Source organism: Psychrobacter piscatorii, from assembly GCF_043641605.1.
Classification (GTDB): domain Bacteria; phylum Pseudomonadota; class Gammaproteobacteria; order Pseudomonadales; family Moraxellaceae; genus Psychrobacter; species Psychrobacter piscatorii_C.
Map to the genome: position 1 here is coordinate 17,412 of NZ_JBHZRK010000012.1, position 25,718 is coordinate 43,129.

General features: G+C 42.3%; 22 protein-coding genes. 9 read left to right on the forward strand and 13 right to left on the reverse strand.

Features of this window, described 5'->3' with window-relative positions; translation table 11 throughout:
* Positions 1 to 15: 15 nt before the first annotated feature.
* The 3 genes from ACHUET_RS11170 to ACHUET_RS11180 all read right to left on the reverse strand — a co-directional run bounded on the left by ACHUET_RS11170 (position 16) and on the right by ACHUET_RS11180 (position 3,318).
* Positions 16 to 717, reverse strand: a complete 702-nt coding sequence (locus ACHUET_RS11170) for a response regulator transcription factor (RefSeq protein WP_201602091.1) — start codon at positions 715 to 717, stop codon at positions 16 to 18.
* Between the two features lie 56 nt (positions 718 to 773).
* On the reverse strand, positions 774 to 2,462 hold the full coding sequence (locus ACHUET_RS11175) for a phosphoethanolamine transferase (RefSeq protein ID WP_394212846.1): 1,689 nt from the start codon (positions 2,460 to 2,462) through the stop codon (positions 774 to 776).
* 166 nt (positions 2,463 to 2,628) lie between these two features.
* Positions 2,629 to 3,318 carry a Crp/Fnr family transcriptional regulator gene (locus ACHUET_RS11180; protein ID WP_201602097.1) on the reverse strand — a complete coding sequence of 230 codons (690 nt, stop codon included), beginning with the start codon at positions 3,316 to 3,318 and terminating at the stop codon, positions 2,629 to 2,631.
* Between the two features lie 85 nt (positions 3,319 to 3,403).
* Between ACHUET_RS11180 and ACHUET_RS11185 the strand changes: the two genes are divergently transcribed.
* The 3 genes from ACHUET_RS11185 to ACHUET_RS11195 all read left to right on the forward strand — a co-directional run bounded on the left by ACHUET_RS11185 (position 3,404) and on the right by ACHUET_RS11195 (position 7,911).
* Positions 3,404 to 4,195 (forward strand): class II aldolase/adducin family protein, encoded by a 792-nt coding sequence (locus ACHUET_RS11185; RefSeq protein WP_394212847.1) that lies wholly within the window; start codon positions 3,404 to 3,406, stop codon positions 4,193 to 4,195.
* Positions 4,196 to 4,587: 392 nt separating this feature from the next.
* Positions 4,588 to 6,945: an ATP-binding protein gene (locus ACHUET_RS11190; RefSeq protein WP_394212848.1), complete on the forward strand. Its 2,358-nt coding sequence runs from the start codon at positions 4,588 to 4,590 to the stop codon at positions 6,943 to 6,945.
* 33 nt (positions 6,946 to 6,978) lie between these two features.
* Complete coding sequence (locus tag ACHUET_RS11195; RefSeq protein ID WP_394212849.1) at positions 6,979 to 7,911, forward strand: response regulator; 933 nt, start codon at positions 6,979 to 6,981, stop codon at positions 7,909 to 7,911.
* Positions 7,912 to 8,034: 123 nt separating this feature from the next.
* On the opposite strand, the gene ACHUET_RS11200 is transcribed toward ACHUET_RS11195, so the two are convergent.
* The 5 genes from ACHUET_RS11200 to ACHUET_RS11220 all read right to left on the reverse strand — a co-directional run bounded on the left by ACHUET_RS11200 (position 8,035) and on the right by ACHUET_RS11220 (position 14,011).
* The gene (locus ACHUET_RS11200; protein ID WP_394212851.1) at positions 8,035 to 8,808 is read right to left on the reverse strand and encodes a sulfite exporter TauE/SafE family protein; all 774 of its coding nucleotides are present in this window, start codon (positions 8,806 to 8,808) and stop codon (positions 8,035 to 8,037) included.
* Between the two features lie 197 nt (positions 8,809 to 9,005).
* Entirely contained in the window at positions 9,006 to 10,511 is a 1,506-nt protein-coding gene (locus tag ACHUET_RS11205; RefSeq protein WP_394212853.1) for a tripartite tricarboxylate transporter permease, read from the reverse strand.
* Positions 10,512 to 10,516: 5 nt separating this feature from the next.
* Positions 10,517 to 10,972, reverse strand: coding sequence for a tripartite tricarboxylate transporter TctB family protein (locus ACHUET_RS11210; RefSeq protein WP_075107518.1), 456 nt, complete (start codon positions 10,970 to 10,972; stop codon positions 10,517 to 10,519).
* Positions 10,973 to 11,087: 115 nt separating this feature from the next.
* Positions 11,088 to 12,107, reverse strand: coding sequence for a Bug family tripartite tricarboxylate transporter substrate binding protein (locus tag ACHUET_RS11215; RefSeq protein WP_371532018.1), 1,020 nt, complete (start codon positions 12,105 to 12,107; stop codon positions 11,088 to 11,090).
* A 614-nt stretch (positions 12,108 to 12,721) separates the two neighbouring features.
* Positions 12,722 to 14,011 (reverse strand): SLC13 family permease, encoded by a 1,290-nt coding sequence (locus ACHUET_RS11220; protein WP_394212855.1) that lies wholly within the window; start codon positions 14,009 to 14,011, stop codon positions 12,722 to 12,724.
* A gap of 345 nt (positions 14,012 to 14,356) precedes the next feature.
* Here ACHUET_RS11220 and ACHUET_RS11225 point away from each other — a divergent pair, with 345 nt between their 5' ends.
* Positions 14,357 to 15,079 carry a GntR family transcriptional regulator gene (locus ACHUET_RS11225; RefSeq protein WP_394212857.1) on the forward strand — a complete coding sequence of 241 codons (723 nt, stop codon included), beginning with the start codon at positions 14,357 to 14,359 and terminating at the stop codon, positions 15,077 to 15,079.
* A 156-nt stretch (positions 15,080 to 15,235) separates the two neighbouring features.
* On the opposite strand, the gene ACHUET_RS11230 is transcribed toward ACHUET_RS11225, so the two are convergent.
* Both ACHUET_RS11230 and ACHUET_RS11235 read right to left on the reverse strand, forming a co-directional pair.
* Positions 15,236 to 15,931 carry a hypothetical protein gene (locus ACHUET_RS11230; protein WP_394212859.1) on the reverse strand — a complete coding sequence of 232 codons (696 nt, stop codon included), beginning with the start codon at positions 15,929 to 15,931 and terminating at the stop codon, positions 15,236 to 15,238.
* Positions 15,932 to 16,148: 217 nt separating this feature from the next.
* On the reverse strand, positions 16,149 to 17,540 hold the full coding sequence (locus ACHUET_RS11235) for a GntP family permease (RefSeq protein WP_394212966.1): 1,392 nt from the start codon (positions 17,538 to 17,540) through the stop codon (positions 16,149 to 16,151).
* A 514-nt stretch (positions 17,541 to 18,054) separates the two neighbouring features.
* Between ACHUET_RS11235 and ACHUET_RS11240 the strand changes: the two genes are divergently transcribed.
* The 5 genes from ACHUET_RS11240 (at position 18,055) to ACHUET_RS11260 (ending at position 23,116) form a co-directional block, all read left to right on the forward strand.
* Positions 18,055 to 18,918, forward strand: a complete 864-nt coding sequence (locus ACHUET_RS11240) for a LysR substrate-binding domain-containing protein (protein WP_394212860.1) — start codon at positions 18,055 to 18,057, stop codon at positions 18,916 to 18,918.
* A gap of 382 nt (positions 18,919 to 19,300) precedes the next feature.
* Positions 19,301 to 20,725 carry an aspartate ammonia-lyase gene (locus tag ACHUET_RS11245; RefSeq protein WP_394212862.1) on the forward strand — a complete coding sequence of 475 codons (1,425 nt, stop codon included), beginning with the start codon at positions 19,301 to 19,303 and terminating at the stop codon, positions 20,723 to 20,725.
* Positions 20,726 to 21,386: 661 nt separating this feature from the next.
* On the forward strand, positions 21,387 to 21,746 hold the full coding sequence (locus tag ACHUET_RS11250) for a roadblock/LC7 domain-containing protein (RefSeq protein ID WP_394212864.1): 360 nt from the start codon (positions 21,387 to 21,389) through the stop codon (positions 21,744 to 21,746).
* A 98-nt stretch (positions 21,747 to 21,844) separates the two neighbouring features.
* Complete coding sequence (locus ACHUET_RS11255) at positions 21,845 to 22,585, forward strand: BLUF domain-containing protein (protein ID WP_394212866.1); 741 nt, start codon at positions 21,845 to 21,847, stop codon at positions 22,583 to 22,585.
* Between the two features lie 3 nt (positions 22,586 to 22,588).
* Positions 22,589 to 23,116 carry a GTP-binding protein gene (locus ACHUET_RS11260; protein WP_394212868.1) on the forward strand — a complete coding sequence of 176 codons (528 nt, stop codon included), beginning with the start codon at positions 22,589 to 22,591 and terminating at the stop codon, positions 23,114 to 23,116.
* A 99-nt stretch (positions 23,117 to 23,215) separates the two neighbouring features.
* On the opposite strand, the gene rluF is transcribed toward ACHUET_RS11260, so the two are convergent.
* The 3 genes from rluF to ACHUET_RS11275 all read right to left on the reverse strand — a co-directional run bounded on the left by rluF (position 23,216) and on the right by ACHUET_RS11275 (position 25,621).
* Positions 23,216 to 24,202 (reverse strand): 23S rRNA pseudouridine(2604) synthase RluF, encoded by a 987-nt coding sequence (rluF, locus tag ACHUET_RS11265; RefSeq protein WP_394212870.1) that lies wholly within the window; start codon positions 24,200 to 24,202, stop codon positions 23,216 to 23,218.
* 111 nt (positions 24,203 to 24,313) lie between these two features.
* Positions 24,314 to 24,592: a peptidylprolyl isomerase gene (locus ACHUET_RS11270; protein ID WP_201602839.1), complete on the reverse strand. Its 279-nt coding sequence runs from the start codon at positions 24,590 to 24,592 to the stop codon at positions 24,314 to 24,316.
* A 174-nt stretch (positions 24,593 to 24,766) separates the two neighbouring features.
* Entirely contained in the window at positions 24,767 to 25,621 is an 855-nt protein-coding gene (locus ACHUET_RS11275) for a patatin-like phospholipase family protein (RefSeq protein ID WP_394212872.1), read from the reverse strand.
* Positions 25,622 to 25,718 lie beyond the last annotated feature (97 nt).

Consider the following 25,718-nt stretch of genomic DNA (forward strand, 5'->3'; position numbering starts at 1 on the left):
GTGCTGCTCTCTCAGTTATACTACCGCGTTTTCTGATTTATTGGGATCGATGATTTGGTAACCCACACCAGGCACTGTCACTATCATAGTTTTGTCAAAGGGCTTGTCAACCTGCGCCCGCACGCTATGCATATGAGTACGTAGCGCATCACTGCTCGGTATATCTAGGCCCCAAACCTTTTCTTCAAGTTCTGTCTTGCTGACGACGCGAGGTGCGGCACTCATTAGGATATGTAATATCTTAAATCCAGTTGGGGTGAGCTTAATCGATTTGCCCTCGCGCATAATAGTATGTTCGCTGTTGTTCAACGATAGCGCGCCCACAGCGATACTGTGTACAAAATGATCATCCTCATGACGACGTATAAGTGCTTTGATACGGCATTCTAGCTCAATCAACGAAAAAGGCTTGACCAAATAATCATCAGCGCCACTATCAAAACCTGCAACTTTATCCAAAATTGTATCGCGAGCAGTGAGCATCAGCACAGGTGTTTTGTCATGCAATTCTTCTCTGAGTTTCTTACACAGCTTGGTGCCATCCATACCTGGTAGCATGACATCGAGCAATATCACGTCATAATGATTGCTTGCGGCGAGCGTTAGCCCACTGTAGCCATTATGTGCGTTGTCCAGCTCAAAGCCTTTGGGCTCAAAAAAAGCATAAATATTGGCCACGATATCGGGGTTGTCTTCAATAACGAGTATCTTATACATGATGTTGACCTAAAAAATAGTGGCTACCTAAAAGATGGAGCAATATAGAAACGGATTTAGTTATTCACTTTAAAAAAGGTTGGCGCCCCTTTGACCGCATCAGTCGTGATGCCAAAAAAGCTAAGCAACGTCGGCGTAATAAAATCGTGTGATACGGGCTGACTGCTCATACTAGAGAGACTATCCGCATCGATGTGATTGCTGTCCGGTGACCAAATGACCGCAGGCACATGTTTTTGAGTATCTGGTGCAAACTTATAGGGTAGACCATGCAAGTAAATATTGTTTTCACCCAAACTCTCGCCATGATCGCTCATATATACCATGACTACATCATAATCTTGTTCGTAAGTCTTTAGGGTATCGATCACGTTATCCAAAAAGTAGTCGGTGTACAGAATCGCATTATCATAGCCATTGATCACAGACTGGGTATCACATTTAGAGAGCTCATTGGTCATACAGACGGGTTTATACGTTTCAAATTCTTTAGGGTAGCGCTGGTAATAAGCGGGGCCATGATTGCCCATTTGGTGTAACACAATAAGCGTGTCTTTAGGCGACTCTTTCTCTGAGCTGTCTGACTTAACCAGTGTATCAAAACCATCAAGCATGCCAATATCTCGGCATTCAACATCGCAGTTCGGATTGGTATCAGCCGTTTTGAAGTCCTCAAAAGTGACACGATCAGCCACGCCTTTAGAGCTAGAGTTGTTGTCTCGCCAAACGACATTGACCCCTTGCTTGCTGAGCGTATCGAGTACGTTTTCATTGTACTTGGCAGTATCGATATCATAATTCTCCCGATTGGCATAACTGAACATGCAGGGCACTGAGTAAGCAGTGGAGGTGCCACAAGAGACGGCATCTTTAAAACTATAAAGGTTGGACTGTTTTGAGAGTAGCGGCGTGGTGTTGCGTGTATAGCCATTTAAACCAAAGTGATCGGCTCGAGCCGTTTCGCCAACGACGAACACCATCAGTTTGGGTTTTGTAGTGCTACTAGCAGGGGCGACGCGCTTTGCATCTGTCGCATGTAGCGTGAAAGTATCAGGACGGCGCAGCTCATTGACATAATTTTCGCCAAGTTTAATTGTAGAGTAAATAGGCGTGATTGGGTTGGCATAAGAGCGGACTTGTTTGTGCTGACGAAAGAAGCTGGCGTACTGGTCACCAAAGGGTAAAAGACATGCCGCGATGACTGCGATAGACAATATCAAGGTAGCTGTTTTTTGTAGAATACTGCGTTGCCAAGTAAAGCGTTTTAGACGAATTTTGCTAATGATAAATGCTGGTAACACGCCCATTAGCAGCACCCGAATGACCATGCTAGGGGCAAACAATCCCATTGCCTCTGCTTGATCGGTCTCCAGACTGTTGATCAGCATATTGGTGTCAAATATCGTCCCGTAAGCATCTGTAAAATAACCACAGATGGCGGCAGTGACCAGTAGCGCAATTAATACTGGTTTGGCAATCGGACGATAGCAAAGCAGCTGTAATACCAGCCACATCAGTCCAAACAACAAGCCAGTAATAGACAGTATAAAGCCGACATTTTTGCTAAATGGATAGACATTTAGCACCTGTTCAAAAAAGCCAATATTGGCAGTCGCCACCAAATACAAGGCAACGATGATAATAAGATAATTGAGATTTACCTCATGATCGTAGAGCTTACTCAGATAGCTGTTTTTTTTATTGGCTTTGGGCGTGGCGATTTTGGCGGCTTGAGATATGGACATATAAATACTTCTCAACAGAATGATAGGAAACGTCATTCCTTACCATAACAAGTGTGCTGTTAAGAAGATGTTAAGGTGGCAGTTTTGATGCTAATGCTTATGATAGTTTGCGAGGTGTTGAGTGGTTTATAGAAAATTTTACGGAAAGATTTTATAGCTATTCAAATTATTCAGGATTCATCATTGCCCTTAACTCAGACTGATTCTTTATAGTAATAAAACCATAGTGCATATCTATGAATTCCTGTTTTTGCCAAGACTGAATGATTTTATTGATGGTTTGTCTGGTGGTGCCAAGCATAAAGCCAAGCTCTTCTTGCGACAATCGTAAGTCTATCTTGATATCGCCATTCACTTGCTTACCATAAGTACCGATGAGTCCCATGAGCATGCTCGCCAGTCGCGCCGATGTATTGAGTGAGGTGGCATCATCAATCCAATCAAAGGCTCTACGAATACGCGCACAAGTGATAAGCGCGAGGTGCTTGTATAAAATTGGATACTGTTGCGCCGTCTGGATCACCACCTTTCTAGGGATAGAAATCAACGTAACCTTATTGATTGTCCACGCATCATGGGTACGAGGATGGTCATCTATGATAGATATCTCGCCAAACCATTCGCCACTAGATAGGTGAGCGAGGGTCATGGCATTGCCGCTAGCGCTCACATTGCAGACTCTAATCGTACCCGACACGACAAAGTGCAGCGCCGCATCATCGTTGTCACCAATCGCATGAATCATTTGACTTTTTTGGTATATCTTTAGCACAGCGTTATACGCTAGTAGCGCTTGCACATCGGCTGGCAAGTCAGCAAACCAAGGGTCGTTATTTAAATGATGATTGATATTCATAAGTGTCATGTTTTTGACAGATTTGGGTTTGAAGAATGGTGTAAAGTAATTATTCGGACTATCTACAACTGTAAAGGACTATACAATGCAAACAGCGATGAAAACGACCACACAAACTGATTCAACATCGAGTGTACACCATAATATGAGCGAACAAGAGTGGCAGATGCGAGTAAATTTTGCCGCTTGTTATCGCTTGGTTGCTTCTTATGGTTGGGATGATCTGGTATTTACTCATATCTCAGCACGCGTACCAGGGACGGAAGATGAGTTCTTGATCAATCCTTATGGCATGCTATTTGAAGAGATCACCGCCTCCAGCCTAGTCAAAGTCAATAAAGCGGGCGAAAAAGTCTCGCCATCAGCATTCAATGTCAATCCAGCAGGATTTATCATTCATAGTGCCGTACACGAAGCCCGTGATGATGCGCACTGCGTGATTCATTTGCACACCAGCGATGGCGTAGCAGTCTCGGCGCAAGAGCAAGGCCTATTGCCTATCTCGCAGCAATCATTATTTCCTTTGTCTAACTTGGCCTATCACGATTACGAGGGCGTTGCACTTAACCCCGAAGAAAAAGTCCGCTTGGTTGCTGATTTAGGCAAGGCTAACTTCATGATCTTGCGCAATCACGGTCTGCTCACTTGTGCTGATACAGTCGCTGATGCGTTTTTGAATATGTATATTTTACAAAACGCCTGCGAGATTCAAATCAAGGCGCAGAGCGGTGGCAGCGCATTGACACCGATACCAGCACAAATATTGGCCGGTATTCAAGCGGCATCTGAGCAGGTGACCAGAGGAGCGAATGGTGATATCGCATGGCCTGCCTTATTAAGAAAGCTACGCCGTACTGACCCATCGTTTGAGGAGTGATTACATACGGGCAGCGTTAGGTGAGTATTACCATAGCAGACGTGAGATATATGTATAAATAAAAGACACTTTGGTGATAACGATGGCTTATCTACCGTTTAGAACCCGCATTCTCTAAAAAAATGAATTCAAAAAACGCAGGGTATCAAAAGATGCGCTGCGTTTTTATATATATATCTAAAAATCCTATCGTTCAATCTCTCTCCTCCCCCGTTTTTACAAGCCTTTTTCAATAGTCCAACTTTTATCAACCAGTATCTTCTTTGTCATCATATGTTCACAACTCGGCCGTATTCTTAAGCCCACTATAAATAGTTGCTGCGTATAACTTATTTCTTTATCCATTAAGTGATTCATTGATACTAGTTAGTGCGTATATAGAAGGTGTGTTTATGAGCGTTGCTGGCAGGCTTGGTAGTATCTCTACCCGTATGCTGATTATTTTAGCGTTGGCTTTTTCACTGATTATCCTGATGGTGTACTTGGTCATTGAAACCCAAGGCAAGCCGCGCATTATGGAGATGACTTCAGAGACTGTGGTTGAAACAGGCAACGAAGTCATCAATAGCATCATGGTGAGTATTAACCATGTCGATGGGCTGGCAAAAGCCAGCAGTACGATGGCGGGCGGTCTACCTAAAGAGGATGCACTCTACCAAGAAACCTTTGGCAACCTCATGCAACAAATGGATCAAAGAATCGTGGGTGGTGGGGTATGGTTTGACCCAAATATGTATGCCCAAGGTCAAGAGCGTCAGTCGTTTGTATGGGCGCGCGATGAGTCAGGCAGCATGCAGTCAGTGACGCGTTATAACCAAGTGAGCCAAACGCCCAATGCCTATTATCGAGACTGGTGGTATATCCCAGCGATGTATGCCAATCATGATCACTGCGTCTGGAGTCGGGCATACATCGATCCCACGAGCAATCAGCCGATGATGACCTGTGCTAAAGCGTTGTACAACAGTACTAATCAAGCGTTTGATGGCGTGGTAAGTTTTAACTTATTATTGGACAATCTTGATGCCGCCATGAAGAGATGGCAAGAAAAAATAGGTGGCTATGTCTTTTTGGTTGACTTGGACAATCGATTTTTGACCTTTCCTGAGCAGTCGCTCGTCACTCAAACAACGGCTAACAATCCACAAGGTGAGATGATGAATGCCAGTCAGTTGGCGGCTATCAACCCTAGCTTTGCGCCTATCGCGGACAGTTTGGGTCGCATTAATGATACGCTGATTGAGGACGCCACTGCCAAAGATAAAGGTCGCTTCACATTAGCGGCTCGTAGTATTTTGAGCACAACCAATCTGGGTAAAATAAGTGAGCAAGAATCCGAGCTACTCTCAGCGCTATTACTGTTAAATATCGATCAAACTTTCAATTTAGTAGACAGTCATTTGGTCGATACCATCGATGTGCCCAATGATTTTGTCTTACAGCAGCCAGCCACCGCCTTCGTCTTTCGCATGCCGTTTACTTATTGGAAAATGGTGATTGTAAAACCCAATAGTGACCTACTGAGCGTTGCAAATGCCTTATCAAATCAGCTGATTCAAGCTATGCTGCTCGGTTTTATCCCTATTTTATTATTAACGGCATGGGTGTTTCGTAAGTATTTTACTCGTCCATTACAACGTATGTCGCTTTTGGTGGCTGAGATGGGTGCTTTGATTGAACAAAAGCAATATCAAAAACTATTCGCACATAAGCTGCCCAGCTCAAGCGTGAGCGAAATTCAAATCATCAGTGAGCAGACCAACCAACTGATTGATCGTGTCGTCGAAAACGAAGGCGCGCTTGCCGAAATCAACGTCCATCTAGAAAAACAAGTCGCTGCCCGTACCCAAGATCTACAGCAAGCGATGGATGAGCTAAAAGCCTCGCAAGTACAATTAGTGCGCTCCGAAAAAATGGCAACCTTGGGTCAAATGGTGGCAGGCGTGGCGCACGAGGTCAACACGCCATTGGGCTACGTACGCAGTAACATCGAATTAGTCGGTGATAACTTAATGCGTTTTGATGAGCTCATCAGCCATACTGACCAGCTATTGCAGGCATTAAAAGAGCCTAATACTGACCAAGCACAAGTAGCACAATTGACAGCGCAAACGCTACAGTGCTGTGAAGAGATCAAAGAAGATGAAGTCAGTGAGGACTTGGCCGATTTGATCAAAGACAGTTTATACGGTGTTGACCAGATTGCTGAGTTGGTTGTTAGTTTGCGCGATTTTTCTAGAATTGATGAATCAAAAGTAAAAGACGTCGATATCAATGACTGTATCAATACCTCGCTGGTCATGGCGCGCAACAACCTCAAAACCCTAGATATTACGACCAGCCTAGCGACACTGCCGCTGATTCAATGCAATCCCTCCCAAATCAATCAAGTGCTATTAAATTTATTCAATAATGCTGCTCAAGCCATAGCGCCTGATCAAAAAGGCGAATTGCATATCATCTCAGCTGTCGATGAGGAGCAGCAACAGGTTGTCGTACAAGTCACTGACAATGGCGTCGGTATCAACGAGCACACATTAGATCGTATCTTTGAGCCGTTTTTTACCACCAAAAAAGCAGGTGATGGGACGGGTTTAGGGCTGGCGATCAGCACACAGATTATGGAGCAGCATGGCGGCAGTATTGCAGCAAGCTCGGTCGTTGGCGAGGGTACGACTTTTACCATTATGCTGCTAATACAATCGAAAACTTATGAGAATAAACCTTCCAAAGCCTTGTTTGAAGGTTGAGATACTTCTCACAACTCACCTAAAGAGAGCATCATGCAAAAACCAAAAATTGCCTTTATCGATGATGAGCCGCGCATATTACGCAGTCTAAAAATGCATTTTCGCCAGTCACACGACGTGTTTGTCACCACGGATGCCACTGAACTCATGAAGTATGTCAGCGAGCACGATGTACAAGTGGTCATCAGCGACCAACGTATGCCGGATAAGCAGGGTACGGAAGTCTTGCGTGATATCAAAGAGGCGTCACCCAATACCATTCGTATCTTGCTAACAGGCTATGCTGATCTCAATGCGGTTATTGACTCGGTCAATGATGGAGAGATTTACCGTTATATCACCAAGCCTTGGCAAAATGATGAGCTCAAAAAAATCGTAAATAAAGCCACAGAGATTGCTCAGCAAACGCAAGATATTACCCAAAATATTCTTCAGGGTAATGAGTCTCACAGCTTTATGAATGCTAGTAGCAAAAGAAATATACTGGTATTGGATGATGATGAGAGCATCTATCAAGAAATAAAAAATCAGTTTAAAAGTACTTATACAGTGAGCTGGGCAAGCAACCTCGAGCAGGCTGCGAAGTTATTACAAAAAAATAAGTTTGGTGTCACCATCACGGATGCGACGCTCAGCGAAGAAAATATTACTCCTATTGTCTACGCCCTAAAAAATATCCAGCCCGATCTGATGGTGCTGATGTTGACTGAATTCAAAGACGCTCACATGGTGATTGATCTCATCAATAAAGGGCAGGTGTATCGCTGTCTGCCACGTCCTACCAACTTCTCTATCATGAGTATCAGTCTGGACCGCGCGTTTGAGCATCACGAAAAACTGGTACAGCAGCCGATATTAGCAACTCGTCATCACGTTGAAGAAGTACCAGAAGCCGAGACTTTTAATTTTTCTGAAAGATTGAAGGGTTTCTTTGCCAAGTTTAGAGGCTGGCGCATGATGATGTAAGGTATTCTGATTAATATGCTATATCAGGTCAGCATATGATTGAGCATTATCTTTAATAAAGAATAAATACCCGTATTTATAAGAATTTGCATGACATAATTACGGCATCAAATGATAGGCTTATTAAAACAATACGTGTATGTTTCTTATGATCATTATTAAACCACTAATCACCATTAGTATCAGCAGCATTATTCTAAACTGACTAATACTGATGCCAGCCAAAAAGCGTTTGCCAATGACGTTGCCAATAACGGCACCCAGTCCTAATACCAGACCATACACACAGATCTTGACAGTGAGTATGCCAAAAAAGGCGTAGCTGACGACTTGTACAATACCGACAAAAAAAGAATTCGCCGTTTTGGTCGCAATCAGATTTTCTTTTTCTAGTCCTGCATTCATATAAAAAGGGTTAAGAATAGGGCCGAGGCCGCCCACCAACGTGCTCATAAAGGCAATGAAAAAGCCCACAGGTACAAAACCTACTTTTGGCATGTCAAACGTTTTACTTACTTTACCAAACTTGTATTGGAAAATAGTAGAGACTAGAAATGCACCAACCAATAACTGAATCCAGCCTGCATCCAAACGGCTAAAGACCAATGCCGCCAACCACGCTCCTACGATAGCGCTTGGAACATAGTATTTGGTCAATGACCAATCAATATCATGCCAAAATAAATAGAGCCGCGAGGCATTACTCATAAAAGTAGCCACGTTGATCACAGGTGGCGCAACCGCTGTCCCTATCATCGAAGAAGTGACTGGTATCAGCAGCATCGCACCGCCACCACCAGATATCGTAGAGATAATAAAAGCGATCATACCAGCACCAAATAAGCCTACTAAGTGCCACGTTGGAATGGTTTGCAATAAATCTAAAACAAGGGGCACTATAAAATCCTATTTCATGAGTGACATCAAGTAGTGATGTTTTGCTAGTGTTGGATAGCTGACAAAAAAGTGAGGAGTGTTAAGGGCTTGTCCCTAATAACTATTGAAAGTAGGGTGAAAGTATCTCTAAAAAAACGGTGGCCATACCTGAGTATAACCACCGCCGGAGAGACATTTAGAGACGAACTAGCAAAAACTTATGCAGCAGTCTTCTTAAAACGTTTACGATACATTTTACGAATGATTGGCATGAAGATCATGACCACGACCAGACCCCATAATGATACGGTGATTGGGCTGCTCCACAGGATAGACAGCTCGCCTTGAGAGATAGAGAGCGCACGACGTAGGTTAGACTCCATAAGCTCACCTAGTACATAACCAAGGATAAGGGCAGATAGAGGGAAGTGCAGTTTACGTAAGAAATAACCAAAGATACCCAGTGCTACCATGAACACCATATCAAACGTTGTACTGTTGATAGAGTAGACACCAACGAAGCTGATAGCAGCGATTGATGGAATCAAGATATAGTTTGGTACGTTTAATAGCTTAGAGAAGAAACCAACCAACGGGATGTTCATGACAAGCAAGATAACGTTACAGATGAACAATGAGGCAATAAGACCCCAAACGATATCTGGCTGCTCAGTAAATAACTGTGGACCTGGCGTGATGTTATACAACGTCAACGCACCCATCATAACCGCTGTGGTACCAGAACCAGGGACACCTAAGGTCAACATCGGTACAAATGAACCACACGCTGATGCATTATTAGCCGCCTCTGGTGATGCTAGACCACGAAGATCACCTTCACCAAATTTGCCATCATCACCAGCAATTTTACGTTCACTGGCATAGGTCATTGCACTGGCAATCGTCGCGCCTGCACCCGGTAGGATACCAACGAAGAAACCCATTGCACCACTACGCAACATAGCACCGATGGTGAAGAGAAACTCTTTTAGGTTGAATAAGCTACGCTTACCTTGCGCGACTATTTTACCACCCGTACTGGTTCTTTCGAGCAAAATCAAGATTTCACTGACACTAAAGAAACCAATAACGATTGTTGTGAATTGGATACCATCAGATAGATTGACAGAGTCAAAAGTATAACGATAAATACCCGTCACCGCATCGACGCCGACAGTCGCTAGACCCAAGCCAATCAAGGCTGATACTGCGGTCTTAATCGGTTGATCACCAACCAAACCACTCAAACAGCAAATCGCGAATACCATCAATACGAAGTATTCAGCAGGGCCAAAAGACACCGCCCATTTAGCCAATAGAGGGGCAAACAAGACCACGCCAAGGGTCGCAATCGTCGAACCAATAAACGAGGCGACCGCAGAGATGGACAAGGCAATACCTGCCTTACCTTGCAATGCTAGCGGATTACCATCCAACGAGGTCATCACCGCAGCAGCAGACCCTGGTACGTTGAGTAGAATGGCAGAAATACGACCACCATATTCACAACCAAGATAAACAGCTGCCAGTAAGATCAGCGCACTCTCTGGTGGTAGACCAAGGGCAAAAGCAAATGGTAGTAGAATTGCCACACCATTAATCGGGCCAAGGCCAGGCAACATACCCACAATCGTACCAATAAAAGCACCGATAAGCGCAATCAGTAAGTTTTTGGGCAACATCGCTACGCCGAAACCGTGCATTAAAAAGTCAAAAGTTTCCATAATAGCTATCCCATTATTCCTGATAATATTCCAAGTGGCAGAATGACGTCCAAAGCCATGTCAAATAAGACATACAGGGCGATACTGATCACAACTGAAAAGATAAGGCTTTTAACAGGATTGCCTGCAAACAGTAGACCAACCGCAAAACACATCAGGGTGGTAGCAACAACAAAACCTAAAGGCTCAAAAATCAAACTATAAATCAATAATGCACTGACACACAGAACAAGATTTCTAAGCACGACCTTGTTATAGCCTAAATCAATGACTTTGGTAAATCGTGCTGGACGAAAGGCAATAACCAAGGTCAAAAGTGCCATCAGTGAGAAAATTAAAATAGGATAGGGCCGAGGGCCGATAGGGTCATAAGCAATGGGAGCAACATAACCAATAGCCAAGTAGACCAAAAATAAGCTAAATAGTCCCATTAATCCGGAGAACGCACGTTCCATCGTCATAGAGGTATTCCTTAAATTTTAAATAAAAAGGTTGAGAGATGTCTCATCTTTCAACCTTCGATGAATACTAAACAATTTAGTATTCAATCATTAAGGGGATATGGTCTGAGTAATGCTACTGTGCGGCAGCATCAACAAGACCGTACTCAGCAGACAACTCACGTAGCTCACCAGTACGCTTATAGACATACTGCTCAAGCTCATCGCCAGTCATAGAGAATGGTAGTAACTCTTGTTGTTCACGCAATTCGGCAAATTTTGGATCAGCAAGCATTTTATCAAATGAGGCTTTCCACCAGTCGTAAGCGGCAGGGCTAACGTCTGGACCCATGTAGTAACCACGAACGACAGGCCAAGTCACATCATAGCCTTGCTCTACTGCAGTAGGGATATCAGCCATAGAGCCACCCAATCTTTCATCTGCAAATACGGCTAACACACGCAATTTGCCAGCAGTAGCTTGTGGCATGATCTCAGCAATACCAGCACTCACAACAGTGACATGGTTACCCATTACTGCCGTAATTGCCTCACCGCCGCCTTCCATCGCAACATAAGTCATGTCGCTAGGGCTGACGCCAACGGCTTTGGCCAAAATAGCAGTTTGCATCCAGTCCTGACCACCAACACTACCACCAGCGGCGAAACTGATTGCTTTTGGATTTGATTTAAGTTCAGCGACCAATCCTGCTAGATCTTTGATTGGCGAGTCCGCATTGACAGCGATAGCACCATAATCGGTACCAACGGCTGCTAGCCATTTCACGTCTTTTTCGGTGAATTTACCAAATTTACCTTGTGATAAGTTCAGGATTGATCCCGTTGAGAACGCGATAATAGCGTCTTCGTTGCTGCGGTCATTGGCGACAATTTTGTTATATGCAACCGCACCTACGCCGCCTGGCATATAAGTGACGCGCATTGGGTCTGTCAATATACCCGTGTCTCTTAGACCTGACTGAGCAAGCTTACAAGTCAAGTCAAAGCCGCCGCCTGGTTTTGCTGGAGCGATACATTCTGGACGTGAAGGACCTGCAAACTCATCTGCACCTGCGCTCGCAGTTTCGTTAGCATTGTTACAAGCTGTCAAGGTAAGTACAGATAGACCAAGCGCTAGATAGGATAGTTTTTTCACACGACACTCCTTGTGTGTATTTTTTCAGTAAAAATCAATAAAATTTTGATTGAAAGGAAGAGGTGACTATACAAAAAGTTGGAAGCAGACCAATAATGTTACCAACCTTTACAACAGTAGTCTTTTTGTTCACTTTGCAAAAGTAACAGAATAATTTAGAAATAACAAGAAACATATGTATGTATGTATGAATTTTTTCTAAGTAGCAGTATTAGTTGTCTGACGAGTCGCACAAATGGCTATTTCAATATGAAATAAAAAAGAAACCAGTTTGGGTGTACAGATGAAATTTTATAATACCAACAATAACAAAAGGTTATGGTTTATCGTAAATGGCACATATCGTAAATGGCACATATCGTCAATTGGCACAAAGATGATTTTCATTTCAAAGCGGGCAGCTTAATGGTAGGGGCAGGATAGATGAGGTGAGCGACAAAGCTTATGCTGTATTTTGACCATAAAGATCATCTGACAGACATAAAAATAGACGCATTCTAGGGGTTTTTTGCTGAATGAGTACGTCTTTTATTGTGATTTATTTGTTGTCATTTGTCTGGATCGTATGCAATGACATACATATGATCCCTATTGCTGTCTTTTTTCAATAAAAATTAGAACATCATTTGGATAAAGAAAATTGCTATCAGGCCAACAACGATATCTAAAGGCACTGCCTTGAACAATAAAGTATGCAACAGCTTGTTCTTGTCTATATGCACTTGAGCGGCCCCCAGTATGAGACTGCCTCCTGACGAAAAAGGAGAAATAGATGAGCTTTGAGCGCCGATGACAATACAGATGAATAAGAAAAAAGGACTCAAACCAGAAGCCACAGCCAAGGCAGGGACCATCGGAAATAGAGTCGGTGCAACGACGCCAAGCGTACTGGCAAATATCGACATAATTGCACTAATAATAAACACCAAAAATGGTATCATCCAAATAGGAACGTTGGTACTGAGCCACTCTGTCAGCTCATAAATAACGCCTACTTCCACACCAAGGCTAATCAACATACCTACGCCGCAAATCATAATAAGCGTATTCCACGGTATCAAAGCAATCACGGTTTTTTCATCACCCAGCTTCAAAAATAAGCTCATCAAAGCGAAGAAAATGGCGATAAAACCAATATCAATCCGAGCGTTCAAAAACTCAATGGCGTCTACGTTCGGTATGAGTAGATTTGAGACGGGTACGATAAGTACCGTCGCCATCATGATAAAAATCAGCATGATGGACTTTTTCTGATTGCTGTCAAAAGGCTGTGGCACAATAGTCTGAATGGCTATTTTGCTGGTCTTAGCATTAATAAAGCTATAAGTGCCTAATAAAACCACAGGCATCAAAAAGGTCGCGGCAAATATACCCAAACCATATGTAAAGGTATTATCATTGGCCACACCAGCACCGCTCATAAGCTCTCTGAAAATAACGCCACTCTGTGAGGTAATAAAGTTGGCACCCGCAAGCGCTCCATAGTTCACAGACAAGGTTGCAATAATAATGTTTAAGTTGGTTCTTTTGGATAACAACAAAATCATCGGTGCCATCGTGGCAAGAACCGTGTAATAACCGGCTCCTAAAGCTGCTACAATTGTCGCAGCAAAGAAAATAGCCAGCGGCAAAAACGCTGGAAAATGTCGACACTTGTATATCAAATGCTCACACAGTTTTTCTAACGCGCCATTCGCCAAGGAAAAATTATAGAAGAGCGTAACGGCAAAAATCACAAAGAAAATCTTCAGAGGCCATAGCTTAATAACCTCATAAGCGCTTAGCTGCATACCAAAACAGCCGATAAGGTATGAAAACACAATCGCAAACAAGCCAATATTGATTTTAGTGGTGTAACCCAACGCAATAGAAATTACTATGGCCGCTATAAGATATAGGGTCATATTCGCTCCTTGGTATTGACTGTATGACATCTAAATATCTACATACATATATATGTTTTAGATTAAAGAGCATTGTGATAATGTTGACAAACAACTTTCTAAGCCAACAAATCTTATCAGCTTTTTAAGTGTATATAACTCAATAGAATAATAGCAAAAAAGGAGCCGTTAATTAGGTGAGATTGACCAAAAAATCTAGATAGACTTTGATATCAAAATGATGTGTATAGAGTTTGGTAAGGGCTTAAGATAGAGTGTCAGAGATATTTTATTTCTTATGAACATGATTGGGCTTAGAAAGATTGGGCGTATTAATAAAATCCTCCTATTGTGGTGAAAAAAATTATGGATAATTTTAAAAAATTTAACATGCCACGGTACGAGCAAGTGCGGTGGCATATTCAAACGTTACTGACAGAAAATAAGTGGGATGAAAAAACCCCCTTACCGACAGAACAGGAGTTTGCAGACAAGTATCAAGTATCGGTGGGCACCGTACGCAAAGCGGTCGAAAAGTTAGTGGATGACGGCGTTTTGATAAAGCAGCAAGGTCGCGGTACTTTTTTAAAAAGGCCCAACTTTGAGGGCTCGTTATTAAGGTTTTTTAAATACCGCGATAAAGATGCTTCTTATGTCATACCGACTGGCGTCATCAAAAAGGTCATGTTGATAGAGCCTGTTGAGGCAATCAATAAAGAATTAAATATTCACGAAAAAGAAAGTTTGATTTATATAGAACGTGTGCGCATTGTCGAAGATAGAGTGATTTTGAGTGAAAGGATTTGGTTGCCCGAGAGCCGTTACCAAGATTTTATCGGTCTTGAACCTGAAGACTTTGAAAATCTACTTTATCCTTTTTATTACAAAAAGTGCGGTCAGTTTGTCTCGTCAGCCGTGGAGATGTTGTTTTTTATCTCCAATCATATAGACCCTTATCTGGACAATACCAAGCAAGAAAACTTAGTGAAAGTATGCCGTGTGGCTAAAAATCTAGAAGGTGATCCTATCGAATATAGAGAATCTTATGGATTGGCAGAAAAATTCAGTTATGAGGTCAATATCATTTAGCTATTGGCCATTTCACAATTAGCGAGGGCGGTGGTTAAATAATAGTCAATAAGTCATAAAAAAGGAGCTGATAATTCAGCTCCTTTTTTTATACTTTTTATAATCTGACCCCATGAACGACCGATTACAGAAACGGCCTATTCATCATTGAGCAGCTTACTTGCTGTTAAACGTAATCGTCTGTCCGCCATTACCAGCTGGCGGTGCGATAGTGACTTTGCTCGCAAGTATGTCGCCTTTGGCATTGATTTTGTAGCATTCTTTTGAACTGCCCTCAGAGGTGCCACCAGCAAGCATATTGTCTGAGGTTTCGATACAGAACCATGCGGTCTGATTGCTATCTCGCGTCAGGGACCAGTTTTGGTTATAGGTTCCTATTTTTTTGCGCATGCTGCTATCGCTATAGACATTTTCAGTAATCAATTTGTTTGAGTCGCCCACCGTCGCCATTTTTGGGATAGTGGTCGTTTGGTTTGAGACCGAATATTTGCCTGTGCTGTCCGTAAAACCGTGAAATACCAGAGGGTTCAAGGTGAAGTAATTGATAGCGACTGACTGGTTAGTGATTTGATTGTTCACTTTGTTGATCGTGTTGATCTCAGTACCTTGTACCTTTTTATTATTGAAAACCATGTTGCCTTTAGGCGTGACTTGAATATCTGCTGAGGCCGTTTGATTGCCGATAGTGGCAACCAAATTTTCACTACGCTGTTTGGTATAGATATTGAGCATGGCAGTCTCAACAGGGTACTCGGTCACTATGTTGTTTGGGTTGGTGTTACCCATCGTTCCACCGCTCGCACAAGCGCTTAAGCCCAGTCCTGCGGCAATACATAATCCTAATGTTTTCATGATTTAATCCCTCAGTCTATTTAGATGAATGCTATTAGTAGCTACTGTAAGTAGCAGTTATTATAAGGAATATCTACTATAATCGAATTTTTTAGCAATGACATCTGCTAACCCTCCCAGACCTTGTATCATTACATCACTATAACAACCAGTAATTTTCTAGTGCGTTAAGAGTAGGCAATAACGTTTCTAAAAAATTCTGATAAAGCAAACCAACTTAAAAAGAACCGAATAGCGTACCGAGTATGATGACCAAGATAAGAGCAATTAGAGGAATGATCACAGCGACAGCAAATATGTCCTTGTAGGACTCTCTATGGGTCAAGCCACAAATAGTGAGCATGGTGATGATAGCGCCATTATGTGGGAGCGAATCTAGACCACCTGACGCGAGAGAGGCTATACGGTGCATCAATTCTGGATCAATATTATATTGCTCTGCCAGTTGCATATAGTTTGCGCCCATGATTTCTAACGCTATTCCTAAACCACCAGAGGCTGATCCTGTAATACCGGCCAAAACGTTAATCATGATGGCTTCTGATATGAGTGGATTGCCAGGAGAGATGGCCATCAGAGATTGCTTGATAATCTCGAAACCTGCAAGGGTAGCAATAACAGAACCGTAACCCACCTCGGACGCAGTATTGAAAATAGGTAGCAAGGATCCCATCGCACCCTTGTTCAAACTGTCTGCCACACTGTCTATTTTCTTAAAGTTTAGAATAACTACAAAAACACAAGCCAAAAATAATGACAAAATAATCGCCCAAATACCAATCACTGAGCTGAGTGCGACGCCACCAAATTTTTCATCAGCCAAGTAACTGTTGTTCCATAACGGTATGATCATTTTTGAAAACGCATAGTTGCCCACTATCACAATAATAATGGGGAACAGCGCAAGCCAAAAATTAGGTATATCCATACCTGAATGCGGCGCTTTTTCATTCAAGGTATGGTTGCCGTAACCTTCATTATGCGCGCTTGCAAGTCGTAATTGGCGATTCATCCATAACATACCACCGCCTAGCATAACGATTGAGGCAATAATGCCTAGCCCAGGCGCTGCGAAGGCGTCAGTCTCAAAATAAGGCATGGGAATGACATTATGAATGGAAGGAGAGCCGGGCAATGCGGTCATCGTTAAGGTCAGAGCACCAATACAAATCGCCCCAGGTATCAGTCTTTTTGGGATATTTGTCTGCTTAAACAAAGCAGCTGCGATAGGATAGATGGCAAACGTCACCACAAAGGCGGACACGCCGCCATAAGTTAAGATTGAACAAGCCAGTACCACAGCCAGCAAAGCATGTTTCTCGCCCAGCTTATCGACTATATTGTGTGCGATGCTATAGGCGTAACCAGAGTCTTCCATCAATTTGCCAAAAATAGCCCCTAAGATAAATAGGGGGAAGTATTTGACAGCAAACCCGCCAAGACCTTGCATAAATACTTCAGTATAGATGCCCATTGTTTGGTTGCTTTGTCCGCTTAACACAACGGCTAAAATAGCGAGTAAGGGCGCTAAAACTAAGACGCTCACGCCTCTATAGGCAAAATACATCAACAGTGACAAAGACAACAAAATAGCAAAAATACTCATGATTTTGATTTCCTTCCATGGAAAAAATAGGCGGTGAACTATACTTTGTGAAGCGGATCGTTTCTTATAAATAGGATTTAGGTGGTTTACCGTCCAATAAAATCCTATGGACTGTTTTTATTATTTTTTATTTAAGTGGTAGGATAGTGCCCTTAAGTATCAGTGCTTTCTGCCGGATCGGTACTTGAGAAATATCGAGTAATGAAAAAAATACGGTAAACGGTTGTTCATAAGAGCTATCCTTAGCATGAACGAAATGCAACTAATACAATGATCAAAAAATACTGTGAGAGTCAGTGAGACAGACATTACTGTCTATTGATTGCAATTTTTTAATAGTGATACATTATGTATCGTCTTAAAATCTAGCAGAGGAGCAAACAAAGGTCAATCAGTAGACCTTGAGAGTCACGGTACTGATGCAATGGTTTATTTTTAATGCAGAGATACTAGCCGCTTTGAGATAAATTAGACCGTATCAAAATGTCAGGCATAACTTATAAGTGTGGTGATATCAATGATAAGAGAGCTTAAAACCTTTGTCGCCGTTTGCGAGTTAGACAGTTTTGCCGCAGCAGCTCGGCACATCAACCTGACCCAGTCTGCGGTCAGCGCACAAATAAAAACGCTTGAAGACAATCTAGGGTTGTCGTTATTTACCCGCTCTGCTCGTGCCATTACGCTTAATCCGCAAGGCACGCGCGTATTACCAATCGCCAAAGAGATTTTGGCGCTTTACGCCACAATGCAGCTGTCTTCAGATACCGATATTGCCAGCTATTACGGGCAGCTTAGAATTGGCTCGATCAACTCCGTGCAAGTGGGTATCTTACCAGAGGCGCTAAAGGCGATTACGCTGCTTGCCCCACTCATGCAGACAGAAATTGTCCCTGGGCGTGCTATAGAGTTATTTGAGAAACTAGAAGTCGGGGAGATAGATGCAGCGATTACGATACAGCCAGCGTTTGCACTGCCAAAAGACATCGTTACCCAGTCTATTATGACCGAGCCTTACGTGCTCATTAGCCCTAAAAAATGGCCATTTCATAGCCTCAGGCAGACGCTTGAGCAGCATCCTTTTATTCATTACACCTTACAGTCTTCAGCGGGTGCAAAATTAAATAAATTCTTTAAACAACAAGACATTAAGGTCAATACGATCATGGAGATCAATGACCTTGATGCTATCGTTAGGATGGTGGAGTCGGGTTTGGGCGTGGCGTTGATTCCTTATGCAGGACTATGGATTAGAAGTACGCCGCCCGTCCAAATTCACCATTTAGGGGATAACAGTTTGGTGCGCGAGGTTGTGCTAGCATATCGTTATACGGATCGTGAGCAGCCACAGATCAATGCCTTAAAGCAAGCATTGGGGCTGTAAGTGAGTCGAGAGTCTTATAAATCTTTGTCACTGAAGCTAGGTGTTTGCTTATGGCACGTATAATTACCGATTAATCCACTTTTTCAATCAGCAATCTTTTTTATAAAAAAATTCTCATAAAACTCTTCCTACCACATAAATTTTCTCCAAAAAACCTACCTTCAAAGCGCTTATTATTTTGTGTAGAACAACCTTATCTGTCATATTTTTTATCAAGCATCAAAATTTTTGGGGCTGAGAACGAAATATTTGCGTTTTTCTTGTGCTAAATTCTCGGTTACGATGGCGCTAATCTTTAGTAGAGCCAAGACAATCCACCTAAATAATTAAGTATTGTCTGTCTACTGCTTCAACCTTCCATACTTTAAGAAGCCATAAAAATATGACACATACAGATAACCTCATCGATAATAAAGCCCATACTCGCATTGAAAAGGACTTATTAGGGGAGCAAGCCGTTCCTGCCATTGCTTTATATGGTATTCAAACGCAACGCGCCGCGCAAAATTTTGATATTACTGGCATGCCAATCAGCCATTTTCCTGATTTAATCAAAGCACTGGCGATGGTAAAAGCGGCAGCGGCCAAAGCCAATTATCAGCACGGTCTACTCAGTGAAGAGAAGCTCAGCGCCATTACTGACGCGTGTACCGATCTGATACAAGGCGAGCATCATGAGCAGTTTATTGTTGATCTCATCCAAGGCGGGGCGGGCACTTCAACCAATATGAATGCCAATGAAGTGATTGCCAATATTGGCTTAAAAAAGATGGGGTTTGAGTACGGTCAATATAGCCATTTACATCCTAATAATGATGTCAATCGCTCTCAGTCGACCAATGATGTCTATCCGAGCGCGGCACGTTTGGCGATGGTGTTTGCGGCAAAACCACTGCAAGAGGCTATCACCAATCTACAAAATAGCTTAGCTATCAAAGGAAAAGAATTTAGCGGCATTCTAAAAATGGGTCGTACTCAATTACAAGACGCGGTACCGATGACGCTGGGGCAAGAGTTTAACGCCTTCGCCAGTGATCTAGGCAGTGAAACAGCACGAATCGAACAAGCCTGTCTACAGTTATGCGAATTGAACTTGGGCGGTACGGCGATTGGCACGGGTATCAATGCGCCCAAAGGTTACGCCAGCTTAGCGATTAGTGAGCTTGCCGATATCAGTGGCCTACCGGTGACACTTGCTGAAGATTTGATCGCCGCTAGCGCCGACATGGGTGCTTTTATTACTTTCTCGAGTGTGCTCAAACGCCTAGCTATTAAGTTGTCTAAATTGAGCAACGATTTACGTCTACTATCGAGTGGGCCACGCACAGGTCTGGGTGAGATCAATTTACCAGCCAGACAACCTGGCTCGTCGATTATGCCCGGTAAAGTCAACCCTGTGATTCCTGAAGCCATGACCCAAGCAGCCTTTCAGGTGATGGGTACGGATATGACGATTACCATGGCGGCAGAAGCAGGGCAGCTGCAGCTCAACGCGATGGAGCCGCTGATTGTGTATAACCTGCTCAACAATGCGCGTCTGTTAGAAAAGTCGATTCGTATGCTCGATGAGCGCTGCATTCAAGGCATTACGGCTAATGAAGCTCGCTGCGCACAACACGTTGAAAATAGTATTGGTATCGTGACGGCATTGGTGCCTCATATCGGCTACGAAAATGCCAGTCGTATTGCAGGAAATGCCTTGCTGAGTGGGTCAGGCGTGGCGGATCTGGTCAAGCAAGAGAAACTGCTCAGTGATGAGGAATTATCGGCAATTTTGTCACCTGACAGAATGGTCAGCAGCATATAGTTGGTACTATATATCAGAGTCGGCACAAAACCATTATAGTTCAGCTGGTATTCGTTTTTTCTAACCTATCACGTGTGATACGAATAGTGAGAAAGAAAAATGAATATCAGCTAAGTGTTGTATTTAATGAATTTCTTATATTGAACTGACTATATTATTCAGATCTCTTCTTTATTTTTATACTAAGTTTGATAGATCGTTTCCTTATCTTTTTCGTAGGGTAAAAATTTCTCGCTTTTAACTCTGCACATAGCTCTCAATTCAAAATAAATTTTTCATCATCTTATTTGCCAATCAAACCTTAACTAACGATAGACATCATTTATTTTAGATGTATATTTTTTGACTCTCTTATTTAGTAGCTTAATCTTCCTAAAATCATATCTATGGATTTAACAGTGTAAATCATGTTTATAGGATTTTTCTCAGCAAATATTAATGTATTGTTGATGGCCTATTCTTGTCTATTTAAAAGTAAGAACTTACTATTTCTTTGTCACCCTCATTACCTAACAATTCAAAAAATTTTTAGTTTTTACTAAAAAAGTAGTTAAATGTTTAGAAAAAAAAGGTTAGTATTAATTAAGCTTTGATAAGCTGAGCTGCTTAGCAAAGTTTGTTTATGCAAATAATCTTTCTAACTAAAGTTGAGAGGTAAAACATGACAAATATTGACGCGTCTTTGCAAGAGCTAATGACACTTGATGGTGCTATGGGTGGTTGTATAGTGGATTATATGTCTGGCATGGTACTAGGAACTATCGGTGGAGGTGTTGACTTGGAGCTGGCAGCGGCTGGTAATTCTCAGGTTGTCAAAGCTAAAGTTCAAACAATGAAGTCGTTAGGACTTTCCGGTGGTATTCAAGATATTTTAATCACCCTTGAGGATCAGATACATATCATTCGCCCAACAGCCAATCATGAGGACTTATTTATCTATCTTGTATTAGATAAAACCAAGGCGAATCTCGCACTGGCACGCCGAAAAGTGAAGTCAGTGGAAGATGGCATCGAAATATAATATAAAAAATAGTTTTCTGCTAACCTACTTTAGAATCAGTCTGTTAGCAGAAAAATATTGTTCGGTTGGTCAGTTTTCTTCAAGGATTTTAGAGAAGTATGGGGGATGAAATGAAATGTGTTGCCTACATCAGTAAAGCACCCCTTACAAAAAGCGGTGTTTGTCTACCCATTGGACTGTCAGGTATCGTCAAAGCTTCTAATAGAAACAAAAATTCAGAAATAACAGGATTCCTATGCTATAGGAAAGGGTATTACTTTCAAGTGATTGAAGGACCCTATGAGGTAGTAGAACAGTTAGCATCAAAAATATTAGTTGATTCTAGGCATTCAGACCCCTGTATGTTTATCAATAGGCGCATCTCTAAGCGCTGCTTTAAAACATGGAAGATCAGTGTTTTCAACTTGGTAGATCAAAGTCAACTGTTTAAGAGGTTTATTGAAACTTATGAGATAAACCTATCCAGTTTCAATGAGCAACAAAAAATCGGTATTAAAAAGTTTTATGATTTAAAAAACATATCTCATTCAGAAAATTACGAAGGCAAAAATCTAAGATTGAAGGCTTGGCCTGATTTAAATAGTATGGGTCAATCTCAAACAATTATCGATTTGTGTGTCAAGTTAACGAAAATTGCTTATCCTTTTGAGCAATTGATAGAGGATGAAAAATTTGGCACACGTGATCAGGTTGTTGAAGCGCTTAATCAATTCGAAACACTTGGGATATTAACAGTAACAGAGTCAGAATTTTCTCAAAACAAGGAAGTGGAAATAGTACATGAAAAAGAACCTAGTAGTTTCTTTGGTGCTATTAAAAAATTTCTAGGAATGAGGTAAAAAGTGGACTACCAAAAATTAGCCGTTATTGGAGAAGTTGGCTCTGGAAAAACTCAATTGGTCCAAACTTTGAGCGAAATAAGCCCTTTTGGTACAGAGGTAAAATCCACTATCGATATAGGAAAAGAATATACCACAGTGGGTATAGACTATGGTCGGATTACGTTATCCAATGATATGGCGTTGGGGATTTATGGCGTACCAGGACAGGAGCGTTATTCGTTTTTATGGGAGTTTGTGAATTGGTCACTATGGGGTTTACTTATCTTGATTAAATATGGAGAAACGCCTGATTATGAAAATCTAGATAAAATGCTCACTTTTTTTAGCCCTGAAAAAACCCAAACCACATGCATTGTTGCAGTCACTCATTGTGAGGACGGCGATGAGCTTAGCATCGCTGCACTTGGTCAAGAAGTAAGAGCGATGCTCATGCATCATAATGTCGTGGCGCCAGTGGTCAATATTGACCCGAGAAGTCAGGAGTCAGCAAAATCTCTTCTTGTTTTATTTAATGCACTTAACCATTAAAAATAACGCCAAACATGAGAAATAAAAGAAACTAAAAAAAGGGTCTTATCTTCATCGTTTTGATCACTATGACAGCGATATGATGAAGTTAGACAATCACTATCGCTTAGAACCTCTACCTTTTGAGGGGCGTCTGCCATTTGCAGCAGGTTTACCATTGCCTCCAGAATTCTTGCCACGACCGGTAGGACGCCCATCTCTACCTTTAGAACCTGCTGGCTTTCTGGCATCATCCTTGGCGTGCTTGTTACGTCCCTTTGCAGCACCCGCTGTTTTTGTAGAGGGTTTTGACTTTGATTGAGCATCAGTGCGCGGTTTTTTTCGTGGTGCATTGCGCGATTTTTTGCCCGAATGATTGTCTTGCGACGAGGATTTTTCTACCGCCTTTAGCAGGGTCGATAGCTCTGTTGGTGTCAGGTCTCGCCAGTCGCCGACAGGAAGTCCCTTAAGGCTTACATTCATAATCCGCGTACGCTCAAGCTTGACGACCTCATAGCCAAAATGCTCACACATACGGCGGATTTGACGGTTCAAACCTTGGATGAGCGTGATGTTAAAGACGTTGGGTGCCACCTTAGTAACGGGACATTTTTTTGTCATTTTACCAAGCATTGGCACGCCACTTGCCATACCCTCAATAAAGCTATCTGTGATTGGCTTATTCACCGTCACCAGATACTCTTTTTCGTGGTTATTGCCAGCACGCAATACTTTATTGACCAGATCGCCATTGTTGGTCAAAAAAATCAATCCTTGAGAGTCTTTGTCCAAACGCCCAATCGGGAAAATACGTACCGAGTGTCTCACAAAATCGACAATGTTGTTTTTCTCAGAGCTTTCCGTGGTGCTGACAATGCCGACTGGCTTATTTAAGGCAATAAAAATAAAATCATCAGGCTCGCGTGGCTCAATCAGCTGTCCGTTGACTTTTACTACGTCTCCAGCAGCCACTTGATCACCCACCGATGCCCGCTTACCATTGATGTATACATTGCCTTGTTCAACAAAGCGGTCAGCATCGCGTCTGGAACAAATCCCACTTTCGCTGATGTATTTATTGAGACGAGTCGAGGAATTGTTATACATAAAGCACCGTTTTACCTGATAAAAAGCTTTTTTGCTAAGAAAAAAGCCTAAATTGAATGGTTCAGTCGTCTTGTCATTGAACCTGCGACTTGCGTTTTTACAGTCTAACGCTTACGTTCTGTAAAGCACTTTGACCACATGCCAGCCAAATTTGGTTTTTACCAAATGAGGGGTGAAAAGTTCGCCGTTGAAGCAGATTTTATCAAAAGGTCCCACCATTTGACCTTTTTCGAACTCACCTAAATGACCACCTTTTTTGCCTGATGGACAGGTTGAGTGTCGTTTGGCCAGCACGTCAAATGCCGCGCCTTTTTTGAGCTTAGCAATAATATCTTCTGCCAACTCTTTTTGTTTGACTAAAATGTGCAATGCGCTAGCGGTACGAGCCATCGTATAAACCTTTCATAGAGTATCAATTATCGGGTCATTATATCATTACTTATCTTATTTTAGCTTAGTTACTAACCTTTGTGATTCAAAGGCTATCCAAGGTAAGGTTTAAGCCAATTTCTTATATGCGAAGCCCGTGTTTTTTTTGATATCTCTCCTTTACTTAAAAAAAGGTTAAAGCTGATGCCAATCCTCAATCGCCTTGTGTCCAACTTCTAATCCCACATCATAGCTATAACGGATTTTGGCCTTATTTTTGGATAATCGACTCGCCATATTCTTTAAGTCGGGTGGACAAATCTCTAAAATTTTCTGTGATGATGGCGTCTGTAAAAACTGTACCGAGTCGTTATAGCGTTGGGTTCGCGTCAACAAGCTTTGGGCAAAACCATGTCGTTGCTTAGTATAATATTTAGCCAACAGCTGATCGCCTTTACTGCTTGCTTTAGCGTAGTTTTGCGGGCGAGTACGTATGACCATGAGTTTATCAATACTCTGTTGCCCAGCTGCCCACTGTACGGGCAAAGCATCTGCCACACCACCATCAAAATAAGGCTCACCAAATATCTCGACCGCTTGGCGTGTCAGCACGGGGATAGAGCTTGATGCCCTTAATCCATCCAAAATATTGTCTTTAGCCGCTTTGATGTAGATCGCTTCTCCTGAAATAGCATGTGTTAACACCATATAAAACTCAGCATGGTTGGCAAATAACTGTGCCTGATCCAGTGGATATTCTTGCTCCACCATATCCCACATCCACTTTAGATCCAGCAAGTCACCGCCTCTAAGGAAACGACCATAGTGAATAAATTCAGATCGAAGAGAATGATCCAAGTAAATATGTAAGGTGCGGCCTTGTTGAGCGGCCAAATAGTTAGCAACGTTAGTTGAACCTGAAGAGACGCCCACACACAGATCAAAAGGATTGAATTGTTGTTGTAAAAATGCGTCTAAGACACCGCTCCTAAATGCGCCACGCATGCCGCCGCCTTCAACCACCAGTGCTTGTCGATGTTGTTTAAGCATTGAAAACCTCGAATGACGCTCGCAAAGTATACTTACAAGTACACGAAACGAGGGGATAAAAAGTGTTTATAAATATAGTCGATACTAGGGAATTACA